Origin of the sequence: Methylocystis echinoides (assembly GCF_040687965.1) — a bacterium.
Taxonomy (GTDB): Bacteria; Pseudomonadota; Alphaproteobacteria; order Rhizobiales; family Beijerinckiaceae; genus Methylocystis; species Methylocystis echinoides_A.
This window is the reverse complement of record NZ_CP156084.1, coordinates 1,885,868-1,898,855: the sequence shown is the minus strand read 5'-3', so window position 1 is coordinate 1,898,855 and position 12,988 is coordinate 1,885,868. Positions and strand designations below refer to the sequence as shown.

11 protein-coding genes are annotated in these 12,988 nt (G+C 67.2%); 9 read left to right on the top strand and 2 right to left on the bottom strand.

What is annotated here, in order from left to right:
- The first annotated feature begins 735 nt into the window (after positions 1 to 735).
- From RVU70_RS09255 to RVU70_RS09245, 3 genes are read left to right on the top strand one after another with little or no spacing between them, the layout of a single operon-like run.
- Positions 736 to 2,259, top strand: a complete 1,524-nt coding sequence (locus RVU70_RS09255; protein ID WP_363345534.1) for a phytoene desaturase — start codon at positions 736 to 738, stop codon at positions 2,257 to 2,259.
- Positions 2,240 to 3,286, top strand: coding sequence for a phytoene/squalene synthase family protein (locus RVU70_RS09250; RefSeq protein WP_363345532.1), 1,047 nt, complete (start codon positions 2,240 to 2,242; stop codon positions 3,284 to 3,286). Before RVU70_RS09255 ends, RVU70_RS09250 begins: the two co-directional genes overlap by 20 nt.
- 3 nt (positions 3,287 to 3,289) lie before the next feature.
- The gene (locus tag RVU70_RS09245) at positions 3,290 to 3,430 is read left to right on the top strand and encodes a hypothetical protein (RefSeq protein ID WP_363345530.1); all 141 of its coding nucleotides are present in this window, start codon (positions 3,290 to 3,292) and stop codon (positions 3,428 to 3,430) included.
- A gap of 4 nt (positions 3,431 to 3,434) precedes the next feature.
- Here RVU70_RS09245 and RVU70_RS09240 read toward each other — a convergent pair whose 3' ends face one another.
- Positions 3,435 to 4,238 (bottom strand): hydratase, encoded by an 804-nt coding sequence (locus RVU70_RS09240; protein WP_363345528.1) that lies wholly within the window; start codon positions 4,236 to 4,238, stop codon positions 3,435 to 3,437.
- A 47-nt stretch (positions 4,239 to 4,285) separates the two neighbouring features.
- Positions 4,286 to 5,815 (bottom strand): 1-hydroxycarotenoid 3,4-desaturase CrtD, encoded by a 1,530-nt coding sequence (crtD, locus tag RVU70_RS09235; protein ID WP_363345526.1) that lies wholly within the window; start codon positions 5,813 to 5,815, stop codon positions 4,286 to 4,288.
- A 121-nt stretch (positions 5,816 to 5,936) separates the two neighbouring features.
- Here crtD and RVU70_RS09230 point away from each other — a divergent pair, with 121 nt between their 5' ends.
- From RVU70_RS09230 to bchZ, 6 genes are all read left to right on the top strand, one after another.
- Positions 5,937 to 6,806, top strand: coding sequence for a polyprenyl synthetase family protein (locus RVU70_RS09230; protein WP_363345524.1), 870 nt, complete (start codon positions 5,937 to 5,939; stop codon positions 6,804 to 6,806).
- Positions 6,807 to 6,814: 8 nt separating this feature from the next.
- Positions 6,815 to 7,945: a methyltransferase gene (locus RVU70_RS09225; protein ID WP_363345522.1), complete on the top strand. Its 1,131-nt coding sequence runs from the start codon at positions 6,815 to 6,817 to the stop codon at positions 7,943 to 7,945.
- A 79-nt stretch (positions 7,946 to 8,024) separates the two neighbouring features.
- On the top strand, positions 8,025 to 8,969 hold the full coding sequence (gene bchC / locus RVU70_RS09220; RefSeq protein WP_363345520.1) for a chlorophyll synthesis pathway protein BchC: 945 nt from the start codon (positions 8,025 to 8,027) through the stop codon (positions 8,967 to 8,969).
- Positions 8,966 to 9,982 (top strand): chlorophyllide a reductase iron protein subunit X, encoded by a 1,017-nt coding sequence (locus RVU70_RS09215; RefSeq protein WP_363345518.1) that lies wholly within the window; start codon positions 8,966 to 8,968, stop codon positions 9,980 to 9,982. The genes bchC and RVU70_RS09215 overlap by 4 nt, the downstream gene beginning before the upstream one ends.
- An 11-nt stretch (positions 9,983 to 9,993) precedes the next feature.
- The gene (bchY, locus tag RVU70_RS09210) at positions 9,994 to 11,532 is read left to right on the top strand and encodes a chlorophyllide a reductase subunit Y (RefSeq protein WP_363345516.1); all 1,539 of its coding nucleotides are present in this window, start codon (positions 9,994 to 9,996) and stop codon (positions 11,530 to 11,532) included.
- Entirely contained in the window at positions 11,526 to 12,980 is a 1,455-nt protein-coding gene (bchZ, locus tag RVU70_RS09205) for a chlorophyllide a reductase subunit Z (RefSeq protein WP_363345514.1), read from the top strand. Before bchY ends, bchZ begins: the two co-directional genes overlap by 7 nt.
- Positions 12,981 to 12,988 lie beyond the last annotated feature (8 nt).

Here is a 12,988-nt window from a genome sequence, read left to right as displayed (position 1 = left end):
AAGGGCGACGTCGCCTCGTAAAGACGGTCCACGCTCTTCTGGAGCCGTCGTGGTTCGTTGAAGGTCGCTTCCTTGGGAGCGCTTGCCGCGCTTTATGGGAGAGACGATCCGACTGCATATAAATTTACGGGCTGGGGCGTGTCTTCACGATTTATCGGTAATGTTGAGCGGGAAAGATCGGCATAAGCGTTTCCTTTCCTTCCCGCAGCAGGCGATCGCCCGCCCATGGCGCTCGTTCACGGCTTGACGCGCGCCGGCGCGCATTATCTCCAATCGCATTTTCGAAGAAAAAAGAAGAAGCTTAGTTCGATCGCCTGCTCCGGCCTTCTCCGCGCCCGCCTGTAAAGCCGGCCTGGTGTGAAATGCACAAAGAAAAAGCTGCGCGCATGTTAGGCGCGCAGCTTCTCAAGACCGTGTTTCCCTTTGGCCAGGCAGCCGCGCGAACCCTCCACGTGACGCGCGCCGCTGTGCGCCGCCGCGGCCGTGTGGGTTCACTGCCTGCCCCTAGCGCTGGCTTTTCGGCAGTCTGAAATACTCGACCAGCCCGATCAAGAAGGGCGCGCCGATCAGCCAGACAGGCAACAGCCATGCAAAATTTCCTTCAGTCATCGAGGCCTCCTCCGCTCGTTTGGCGCGGGATCAACCCACGTGAACCGGAGGTGTTCCGGCGAAGACGCGGCTGTGCGGCTGTCAATCCGGCTTGATCATTCCGGCCGCGCGCGCTACTGTCCACTTATGTTGACACTTGCCGAGCGCTCCTCGAAGACGCCAGCGGCCCGAGCGCGGGCCGTGGTGATCGGCGGCGGATTTGGCGGGCTTGCGGCCGCCATACGCCTGGGGGCGCGGGGCTATCGGGTCACGGTGCTGGAGAAGCGCGACGCGCCCGGCGGGCGCGCCTATGTGTATCGTCAAGACGGCTTTACTTTCGACGCCGGCCCAACCATCGTCACGGCCCCGTTTCTTTTCGAGGAGCTCTGGGCGTTGTGCGGGCGCCGCATGGCCGACGACGTCGAACTGAAGCCGATGTCGCCCTTCTATCGCATTCGCTTCGACGACGGCGCCTGTTTCGATTACAGCGGCGACATGGCGGCGATGCGCGCCGAGGTCGCGCGCTTTTCGCCCTCCGACGTCGACGGCTTCATGCGCTTCATGGAAGCGAGCCGCGAAATCTGCCGCATTGGTTTCGAACAGCTCGGCGACGTTCCCTTTTCGTCGCCGCTCGACATGGCGCGCATCGCGCCGGATCTCATCCGGCTGCAGGGCTACCGCAGCGTCTATGCGCTGGTCTCGCAACATTTCCGAGACGAGCGTCTGCGCACCATTTTCAGCTTTCATCCGCTGCTGATCGGGGGCAACCCATTTCGCGCCAGCGCGATCTATTGTCTGATCGCGGCGCTCGAAAATCGCTGGGGCGTGCATTTCGCCATGGGCGGCACGGGGGCGCTGGTGTCGGGCCTCGTCGACCTCATCGACGGGCAGGGCGGAAACATCCGCTATGGCTGCGACGTCGAGTCGATCATCGTCGAAAGAGGCGCGGCGCGCGGCGTTCGCCTTGCGGACGGGGAGACAATCCACTCCGACATCGTTGTCTCCAACGCCGATTCCGCCTGGACCTATCGCCATCTCCTTCCCGCTTCGGCGCGCCGACGCTGGAGCGACCGCAAGCTCGCCCGCGCAAGCTATTCGATGAGCCTGTTCCTCTGGTATTTCGGGACGCGCCGGCGCTACGACGACGTCGCGCATCACACCATCCTGATGGGGCCGCGGTATCGCGAACTGCTGAAGGATATTTTCGAGCGAAAGATTCTCGCGCAGGATTTCAGCCTTTATCTGCATCGGCCGACGGCGACGGACCCTTCCCTGGCGCCACCCGGATGCGACGCCTTTTATGTGCTCTCGCCCGTTCCCAATCTCGACGGCGGACAGGACTGGTCCGAGATCGCGCCGTCTTATCGACGCCGTATCGCCGCCTTTCTGGAAGCCAGCGTTCTGCCCGGCCTCTCCTCGGAGATCGTAACGTCCCGCATTACCACGCCGCTCAATTTCGAAGCCGATCTCAACGCCTATCGCGGCGCCGCCTTCGGTCTCGAGCCGATTCTGACGCAGAGCGCCTGGTTCCGGCCGCATAATGCGAGCGAGGACGTGCGCAATCTTTTTCTCGTCGGCGCGGGAACGCATCCGGGCGCCGGCCTGCCGGGCGTGCTTTCCTCGGCGCGTATTCTCGACAAGGTGGCGCCGCATGCATCCGTTTTCGCCTAAATATTCCTTTGCTACCGCCGCCGACCATGCGCACTGCGCCGCCGCCATCCGCGTGGGGTCGCGCTCATTTCACGCCGCCTCGCTGCTGTTGCCGCCGCGCGTGCGCAAGCCCGCATACGGACTCTACGCCTTCTGTCGTCTCTCCGACGACGCCGTCGATCTCGACGGCGGGTCGCTCGACGCCGTCGCGCGTCTGCGTGCGCGTCTCGCCCTGGCTTACGAGGGACGCCCGCAGCATGCGCCGGCGGACCGCGCCATGGCGGACGTCATGCGCGACTACGCCATCCCGCTCGCCGCGCCGGAAGCGCTGCTCGAAGGACTGGCCTGGGACGCCGAAGGGCGGCGCTACGAGACTTTCGACGATCTTCAGGCCTACGCCATGCGCGTCGCCGGCGCCGTCGGCGTGATGATGACGCTGATGATGGGCGTGCGCGATTCCGCGACGCTCGCCCGCGCCTGCGATCTCGGCGTCGCCATGCAACTCACCAACATCGCCCGCGACGTTGGCGAAGATGCGCGCGCCGGCCGCCTCTATCTGCCGCTGGCCTGGCTACTCGAGGCTCAAATCGATCCCGACGCGTTTCTTGCCGCGCCGGTCGCGACGCCGGCGGTGAAGGCTGTCGTCGCGCGCTTGCTCGACGAGGCCGATCTCCTTTACGCACGCGCCCGGCGCGGCGTCGCGCATCTGCCAAAGAGCTGCCGCCCCGCGATCCTCGCCGCAGCGCTTCTTTACGCCGAGATCGGCCGCACGCTCGGCCGTCGCCACGCCTTCGACTCGATCTCTCACCGCGCGCGGGTGAACGGCGGCGCCAAGGTCGCTTTGCTCGGAAAGGCCGTCGCGCTCTCGCCCTGGCTGTCGCGCGGCGCGCCGGCCCCGGCGCTCGATTGCGCTGCGTTTCTGGTCGACGCCGTCGCGCGCGAGCCCGTGCGTGGCGCGCCTGCCCAAGCCGCCGGTTTCGTCCTGCAGTTCGTTCGCACGCTGGAGATGTTCGAGCGTCTCGAACGCGCCGAGCGCTTCGGAGAGTAGCGAATGCCGGAATCCTCTTACGGCTTAGTGGAAATGGCGTTCTCTTTCGGCCTGCTGATCGCATTCTGCGTCTGGCAGCTCCATGCGACCGAGAAGGCGCGCCAACGGCTTCGGCGCGAACAGTCGCGCGACAAGCCCGACTGAGGCGTCAATCGCGCCGCGGCATGCGGAAGGGCAGCATCAGCCGCACGAGCGGATGGGCGAAGCGATCGAGCGACAGGCTCTCATGGACCCATTCGAGCGGGGCGCCGTCGAAGCGGGTCGAGATCAGCGAGCGCGCGTAAAATGGCGTATCTTCGAGCGTGCGCCGCAGCTGCGCCGCGCCCGCCTCGGCGCGCGTGGTGCGCGGCATCCGCCACTTCGTCTGCGGCAGGGCCGCGATCGGCGGGGGCTCCAGCGTCGAGACCGCGCCCGCGGCGTCGAAGCGAAGCGCGAGCGACAGGGGCGCTTCCCGGCGTCTTTCCGCATCGTAGAAAATCGCGGCGCCGTCGTTCAGGCGCGCGCGCGACCATGTCCAGAAAGAAAACGCTTTTTCGAGCGGCTCGTCGCCGCCGTTCGTATCGCAATAGGCGTGTCCTTGCCAACGCAGATCAGGCGCCTCCAGATCGACGCAAGCGCGCGCGGCGGGCGCGATTGGCCGCCAGACGTGACGGCCGCGCGCTTCGAGCGTGAACGCATGCGCGTTGACCCCTTGCGGCTCGACCCGGATTTCGCCGCGAATGCGCCTCGGGACCGGCGCGGCGATTTCATCGACGCGGATGATGAGCGCGCCATCGCGCCATTGAAGCGAACTCGGGCCGATAGCCAGGACGTTTGGCGACCGCCGCAGGCGCGTGCGCCCGCGCTCCGTCATCGCCCAGCGCGCGCCGCGCGGCCCGTAAAGCGCGACATTGACGGCGCAGTGCCGATAGGGATCGCGCCAGCCGGACCAGGCGTAATAGGGCGAGAACACGCTTCCAATGAACGCGATGACAGTGAAGCCGAATGCGCCGTCGTCGCTTACGGCGTCGACATACCACCAGCGATAGCCGCCCGGCGTGACGGCCGCGTCGAAATCAAATCCGCCGTCAAGGAGTGGGCCGCGAGCCGTCCCGAAATCGCGGCCATCGGCACGCCCGGTCCCGGATGAACGCTGCCCCCCGCAAGATAAAGACCTGGCAGACGCGTCCGCGCGCCCGGGCGGGTGAAGGACGCCATCCATCCGTGCGAGGCCTGACCGTAGATCGCCCCGCCCGTTCCCGGAAAAAGCCGCGCGAAGTCCGCCGGGGCCGTACGCGACGTCGCCGCCGCGCTGATCCGCAGGCCGCAATCCGCGAGCGTTTGCATCATTGAGTCCTCGCATCGGCCGAACTCCTCCTGCGAAATGTCGCCGGCGCCGTCTCCAGCGGGCGCGTTGACCAGAGCGAACAGCCGCTCGTCGTCGCGCGCCGCGTCGTCATCGTCGCGGTCCTGCGCGCAGACATAGACGGTCGGCGCGGCGGGCAGGCGGCGGCGCGCGAAAATGTCGTCGAATTCGGCGCGGTAATCGCGTGAGAAAAACACATTGTGGCGGACGAGCGGAAAGCCCGTCGCCCGCCCGCGCATCGCCAGCGTCATGGCCGACAGCGACGGCTGCGCGCCCGGCGCGTCGCGGGCGGCGCTCTGGGCGTCGGCGCCCAGCAGGCCGGCGCGCAGCGCCGCGACGTCGCCATTCATGACGACGGCGTCGGCTTCGATGGTTTCGCCGTTATCCAGCGCAACGCCGACGACGCGCCCGGACCGCACCAGGATGCGCGCGACGTTGCGCGCGTAGAGAAAGTCGGCCCCGCGCGCCTGCGCGAGATCGGCGAGCGCGCAGGCGAGCCTGTGCATGCCGCCGTCGATGCGCCATACGCCGTCCATTTCGACATGCGCGACGAGCATCAGCGTCGCCGGCGCGGCGAAGGGAGACGATCCGCAATAAGTCGCATAGCGGCCGAAGAGCTGGCGCAAGCGCGGATCGCGGAAATATTTGCCGAGCTCATCCCACATCGTCGTGAAGGGCGAGATGCGCAGGAGGTTCGGCAGACCGCCGAAACCCGCGCGGCGCACGAGACGCACGGGGCTCGGCCGCTGCGCGAGAATGAAGGAATCGCGCAAGGTTTCGTAGATCGACCGCGCCCGCGCGCAGAAGCGGCGAAAGCCCTCGGCCTCGTCAGGCCCCGCCAAAGCGGCGATCGCGTCGGCGCTGCGCGCCAAATCGGCGAACAGATCGAGGCGCGCGCCATCCTGCCACGCGTGTCGCGCGAGAATCTCGGCGGGCCGCAGGCGCAGGAGACTGGCGAAGTCCGCGCCCGCCTCGTCGAAAATCTCGTCGAACGCCCAGCGCATGGTGAAGACCGTCGGGCCGGCGTCGAGTCTGAGCCCGCCCGCCTCGACCTCGCGCATCTTGCCGCCCGGGCTCTCGGCGCGCTCGATCACCGTCACCTCGAAGCCGCGCGCCGACAGCAGCAGCGCGGCGACGAGCCCGCCGACGCCGGCCCCTATCACAATCACGCGCTGCGTTCGCATGTCTTCGCCTTCCGGCCTGCGCGGTTCGCTCCAATGAGGTGCAAGACAATTGACTCAGTCGGCAAATCTGTCAATATTTAATGACAGTCAGAGCGTCTAGACAAAATGACGGAGGCAAGCCATGCAGACTGCCGCGCGGATCGAAGAGGCGCTGGAGCAGGCCGTTGCGCTGGCGCGGGGGCCCGGCGCGCCTCCCCTCCTCGCTTCCGCCTTGCATTATGCGGTGTTTCCGGCGGGCCACCGCATCCGGCCGCAGCTCTGTCTGGCGGTCGCCAACGCCTGCGGCGATCCCGACCGCATCGCCTCCGACGCGACGGCCGTGGCGATTGAACTTTTGCATTGCGCCTCGCTCGTCCACGATGACCTCCCCTGCTTCGACGACGCCGGCCTTCGCCGCGGCAAGGCCTCGGTTCATGTCGAATATGGCGAGGCGCTCGCGGTGCTGGCGGGCGACGCGCTGATCGTGCACGCCTTCGCGACGCTTGGCGGCGCGGCGCGGCGGAACCCGGCGCAAATGGCGGCGTTGATCGGCATTGTCGCGCAATCGGTCGGCTCGCCGCATGGCATTGTCGCCGGACAGGCCTGGGAATGCGAGGTCGCGGTCCCGCTCTCCGATTACCAGCGCGCCAAGACGGGCGCGCTGTTCGTCGCCGCGACGATGGGCGGCGCGGCCGCCGCGGGGCATGATCCCGAGCCGTGGCGGGCGTTGGGCGAAAAGCTCGGAGAGGCCTATCAGGTCGCCGACGATCTTCGCGACGTTCTCTGCGACGCGGAGGAACTCGGCAAGCCCATCGGACAGGACGCGATTCGGCTGCGGCCCAACGCCGCCGCGGAGCTCGGCGTCGACGGGGCGAAAGCGCGCCTGGAAGGCTTGGTGAAGGCGGCGGTGGCCTCCGTCCCGGATTGCCCGGGCGCACTGGAGTTGCGCCAGCTCATCGAGGCGCAGACAAGGCTGTTCTTTCCCAAACAGCTCGCGCGCGCGGCCGCCTGAGCCCGCCGGTGTCGGCTGTTTCGCCCTCGGCGTCGGGCGCGCGCTCCTGGCGCGAGCGCTTCCTCAACTGGCGCAATCAGCGCGTCGCGGACCCGCGTTTTCAACGCTGGGCGGCGAGCTTTCCGCTCACGCGCGTCATTGCGCGCCGCCGCGCCAAGGCGCTGTTCGATCTTTGCGCCGGCTTCGTCTATTCGCAGATTCTTCTCGCCTGCGTGCGGCTGCGGCTGTTCGAGATTTTAGCGGCCGGTCCGCTGCATGAAACGCAGCTTGCGGCGCGCCTCGATCTCTCGGCCGACGCGACGCGGCGTCTGCTGCGCGCCGCCGCGTCGCTGAAGCTCCTGCGCGCGCTGCCGGGAGATCGGTATGCGCTCGACGATCTCGGCGCGTCGATGCTCGCCAATCCGTCTGTCGGCGCCTTCGTCGAGCATCATGCCCTGCTCTACGACGACATGCGCGATCCGGTCGCCTTGCTGCGTGGCGAGACCACGACCCGGCTTTCTCGGTTCTGGCCTTATGCGGCAGGCCACGACGGCGATTCGCAGGCCTGCGGCGCCTATAGCGCCTTGATGGCGCGCTCGCAGCAGCTCATCGCCGAAGACGTGCTCGACTCCTATTCGTTCGCGCGCCACCAAACCCTTCTCGACGTCGGCGGCGGCGAGGGCGCCTTCGTTGCGGCCGTCGCGGGGCGTCATCCGGCGCTGCGCCTGAAGCTCTTCGATCTGCCGCCGGTCGCGGAGCGCGCGCGCGACAGGCTCGCGGCGCGGGGGCTCGCGCGCGTCGAGACGCATGGCGGCAGTTTTCTCGAAAAGCCTTTGCCCGCCGGCGCAGACATTGTGACGCTCATCCGCGTGCTGCACGACCATGACGACGCAACGGCGCGCGCGGCGCTGGGCGCAGCCCATGCGGCGCTGCCGCCGGGCGGGACGCTGCTCGTGGCCGAGCCCCTGGCCGAAACGCCGGGCGCCGAAACGATCGGCGACGCCTACTTTGGCTTTTACCTGCTGGCCATGGGCAGCGGCCGGCCGCGCCGCGAAGCCGAAATGACGCAGTTGTTGCAAGAGGCTGGATTTACAGCCATTCGCCGCCTTCCGACGCCGCGGCCGCTCTTGGCGAGCGTCATTATCGGCCGGCGTGTGTAATTTTTAGTTGACGCTTCCAAATGTCTTTATAGACTGACTGTCGGCTATGCTTGTCAGGCGCGGGATGCGCGGAAGGCCGATGATGTTCAATGCGCTCGCCATCGTCCTCGAGGAGCCCGGCAGGTTGGCGCTCAGCCGCTTGCCAATCGACGCGCCAAGCGACGCCGACGTCGTCGTCGCGACGCTGTGGAGCGGCGTCAGCACCGGAACCGAAAGACTTCTTTACACCGGACGCATGCCGGATTTCCCCGGCATGGGCTATCCGCTCGTGCCAGGCTACGAGACCGTCGGCGAAGTGATCGAAGCCGGCCCCGAGAGCGGCTTCACGGTCGGTCAGCGCGTCTTTGCGCCGGGCGCAACGTGCTTTGGAGCGGTTCGCGGACTCTTCGGCGGCGCCGCGTCGCATCTCGTCGTCAAGGGCTCGCGCGCCATCGCCATACCGAAGACGCTCGGCGACAAGGGCGTTCTGTTCGCCCTCGCGGCGACGGCGCATCACGCGCGCGGCGGCGTCGCGCCCAAGGGGCGCGAACTCATCGTCGGCCATGGCGTGCTCGGCCGTCTGCTCGCGCGCCTCAGCGTTGCGGCCGGCGGCCAACCAGCCGTCTGGGAGCGCGATCCGGAGCGTCGTGACGGAGCCGACGGCTACGCCGTCGTCGATCCGGATGCGGATACCCGCCGTGATTACCACGTGATCTACGACGTGAGCGGCGATCCGGCCATTCTCGACAGGCTGATTGCGCATCTCGCGCCCGGCGGCGAAATCGTGCTCGCGGGGTTTTACGAGCGGCCGCTCGCCTTCGATTTCCCGCCCGCCTTCATGCGCGAGGCGCGGTTGCGCGTCGCGGCGCAATGGCGGCCCGACGATCTTTCCGGCGTGGTTCGCCTCGTCGAAGACGGGCGGCTCTCGTTCGATGACCTCATCACGCATCGGCGCTTCGCGCTGCAGGCGCCGGTCGCCTATCCGATCGCATTCGACGATCCGCGCTGTCTGAAAATGGTGCTCGACTGGAGGGCGGTAGCATGAATGACGCAGAAGGCTTTCTGACCGCCGCCGAACGCGCGTCGCCGCCCGCGCATCTGCTCAGAGAGGAGGCCGCGACGCCGATCGATCCCGCGCCGACCGTCGCGACGAAGGAAACGCAGATCGTCGCCATCTACGGTAAAGGCGGAATCGGCAAAAGCTTCACGCTCGCCAACCTCTCCTACATGATGGCGCAGCAGGGCAAGAAAGTGCTGCTCATCGGCTGCGACCCGAAGAGCGACACCACATCGCTGCTCTTTGGGGGACGCGCCTGCCCCACCATCATCGAAACATCGACAAAGAAGAAGCTGGCTGGCGACCAAGTGGCCATCGGCGACGTCTGTTTCAAACGCGACGGCGTCTTCGCGATGGAGCTCGGCGGTCCGGAAGTCGGGCGCGGCTGCGGCGGACGCGGCATCATCCACGGCTTCGAGCTGCTCGAAAAATTGGGCTTCCACGAATGGGGCTTCGATTACGTGCTGCTCGATTTTCTCGGCGACGTGGTCTGCGGCGGCTTCGGCCTGCCGATCGCCCGCGACATGTGCCAGAAGGTCATCGTCGTCGGCTCCAATGATCTGCAATCGCTCTACGTCGCCAACAATGTCTGCTCGGCTGTGGAATATTTCCACAAGCTCGGCGGCAATGTCGGCGTCGGCGGCCTCGTCGTCAACAAGGACGACGGAACCGGCGAGGCGCAGGCCTTCGCCGAGGCCGCCGGAATCCCCATTCTCGCGTCGATCCCCGCCGACGACGATATCCGCCGCAAGAGCGCGAGCTACGAGATCATCGGGCGTCCCGATGGCCGCTGGGGCGGGCTTTTCGCCGCGCTCGCGACAAATGTCGCGACGTCGCAGCCCAACCGACCGAAGCCCCTGACGCAGGATGAGCTGCTCGGCCTTTTCTCCAGCGACGCCGTCGGGCGCGACGTGACGCTCGAACCCGCGACGCCCGAAGACATGTGCGGCGGAACGCTGACGCAAAAGCCGTCTCTCGAAGTCGTTTATGAGAGCATCTGAGGGAGACGGCGATGAACGATCTTGCTCCCTATCAAATCTCCACAGCGGAGAGGGACGACAATTCTCCGGCGCCGCAGGAAGACGGCCTCGGATGTCACGCCGGCAAGGAGAAGATGCGCGCCGCGGCGCAAGCCGCCGGCATGAGCGAAACGCTCGGGCGCTACGCGCAGGATTATCCGCAGGGCCCGCACGATCAGCCGCAAAGCATGTGCCCGGCCTTCGGATCGCTGCGCGTCGGCCTGCGCATGCGGCGCACCGCCATGGTGCTCTCGGGCTCCGCCTGCTGCGTCTACGGCCTGACTTTCACCTCGCATTTCTACGGCGCGCGGCGCACGGTCGGCTATGTGCCGTTCAGCTCCGAGACGCTCGTCACCGGCAAATTGTTCGAGGACATCCGCGCGGCGGCGCATCAACTTGCCGATCCGGAAAAATACGACGCCGTCGTCATCATCAATCTCTGCGTGCCGACCGCGTCCGGCGTGCCGCTGCGTCTGCTGCCGCGCGAGATCAACGGCGTACGGATCATCGGCGTCGACGTGCCGGGCTTCGGCGTGCCGACGCATGCGGAGGCGAAGGACGTGCTCGCCGGCGCCATGCTGCGCGTCGCGCGCCTCGAGGCGGAACAGGGCCCGGTCCAGGCCCCGCGCGGCGCGCGCGCGGGAATGCCGACCATCGCCCTCATCGGTGAGATGTTCCCCGCTGATCCGATGCAGATCGGCGCAATGCTCGAACCGCTCGGCCTCGCCGCCGGCCCCGTCGTTCCGACGCGCGAATGGCGCGAACTTTATGGCGCGCTGGATTGCGCCGCGGCGGCGGCGATCCACCCGTTCTACGCCGCCTGCGTGCGCGAGTTCGAAGCGGCCGGCCGCAATGTCGTCGGCTCCGCGCCGGTCGGCTATCAGGGGACGGCGGCCTGGCTCGAAAATATCGGCGCCGCCTGCAACGTCGGGCGCGACAAGATCGACGCCGCGAAAGCGCGCGTGCTGCCAGCGATAAAAGGCGCGCTTGCGGCGACGCCCATCAAGGGCCGCATCACGCTTTCAGGCTATGAAGGGTCGGAGCTTCTCGTCGGCCGCCTGCTGGTCGAGTCGGGCGCGGATCTTCGCTATGTCGGCACGGCCTGCCCGCGCACGCGCTTCAGCGAGGCCGACCGCGACTGGCTCGAGGCGAAAGGCGTGCATGTCCAGTTCCGCGCCTCGCTCGAGCAGGATCTCGCCGCTTTCGATGAATTCAAGCCCGATCTCGCCATCGGGACCACGCCCGTCGTGCAGAAGGCGAAGCAGAATGCGACGCCAGCGCTTTACTTCACCAATCTCATCTCCGCGCGTCCGCTGATGGGCGTCGCCGGCGCGGGCTCGCTCGCCAAGGTCGTCAACGCCGCGATCGGCAATCGCGCGCGCTTCGACGAGATGAACGACTTCTTCGCGGGCGTGGGCGTCGGATTCGCCGCCGGCGTCTGGCAGGACACGCCGCAGGATCGCGTCGATTTCCGCAAGAAGCAGCGCGCCAGAATGGCGCGCAAGCCGGCCGAGGAGATGGGCTCATGCTAGTCCTCGACCACGACCGGGCCGGCGGCTACTGGGGCGCCGTCTATGTCTTCACGGCGATCAAGGGCCTGCAGGTCGTCATCGACGGCCCGGTCGGCTGCGAGAATCTGCCCGTCACGTCGGTGTTGCATTATACGGACGCCTTGCCGCCGCACGAACTGCCGATCGTCGTCACCGGATTGTCGGAAGAAGAGCTCGGCCGCCACGGCACCGAGGGCGCGATGAAGCGCGCGCATGCGACGCTCGATCCCGATCTGCCGAGCATCGTCGTGACGGGATCCATCGCGGAAATGATCGGCGGCGGCGTGACGCCGGAAGGCACCGGCATTCAACGCTTCCTGCCGCGCACGATCGACGAAGACCAGTGGCAATGCGCCAATCGCGCCATGAGCTGGCTGTGGAGCGAATATGGCGTGAAGAAGGGCCGCGCGCCGCCGCGAAAGGCGCGCGCGCCAGGCGAGAAGCCGCGCGTCAACATCATCGGCCCCTGCTACGGCGTCTTCAACATGCCGTCCGATCTCGCCGAGATCCGCCGCCTCGTCGAAGGCGTCGGCGCCGAGGTCAATATGGTGTTTCCGCTCGGCAGCCATATCGCCGACACGCCGCGCCTCGCGGACGCCGACGTCAACATCTGCATGTACCGCGAATTCGGCCGCCAGCTCTGCGAGGCGCTGGATCGTCCCTATCTTCAGGCGCCGATCGGCCTGCACAGCACGACGAAGTTTCTCCGAAGGCTCGGCGAGGAGCTCGGGCTCGATCCGGAGCCTTTCATCGAGCGCGAGAAACACACGACGATCAAGCCGCTTTGGGATCTCTGGCGCTCTGTTACGCAGGACTTCTTTGGCACGGCCTCCTTCGGCGTCGTCGCGACGGAGACTTACGCGCGCGGCCTGCGGCATTTCCTCGAAGACGAAATGGGCCTGCCGTGCGCCTTCGCGATCGGACGCAAGGCCGGCGAAAAGACCGACAATGCCGCGGTGCGCAAGGCCATTCACGAGACGCCGCCGTTGGTTCTCTTCGGCAGCTACAACGAACGCATGTACGCCGCCGAAGCCGGCGGGCGCGCCATCTATGTGCCGGCGTCTTTCCCCGGCGCCATCATCCGGCGCCACACCGGCACGCCCTTCATGGGCTACGCCGGCGCGGTCTATCTCGTGCAGGAAGTCTGCAACGCGCTCTTCGACGCTTTGTTCAACATCCTGCCGCTCGGAACGGAGCTCGACAAGGTGGCCCCGACGCCGTCGCGGCTTCACCGCGAAATCCCCTGGGAGGACGCGGCGAGACGCTTGCTCGACGACCTTGTCGAGGCGACGCCCGTTCTCATGCGCATTTCCGCGGCCAAACGGCTCCGCGACGCCGCGGAAAACGCGGCGCGCCATGCTGGCGACGCAGCGGTCACGACGCCGAGCGTCGAACATGCCCGCAGGCTGGTGATGGAGACGAGCGCATGATCGGCGCC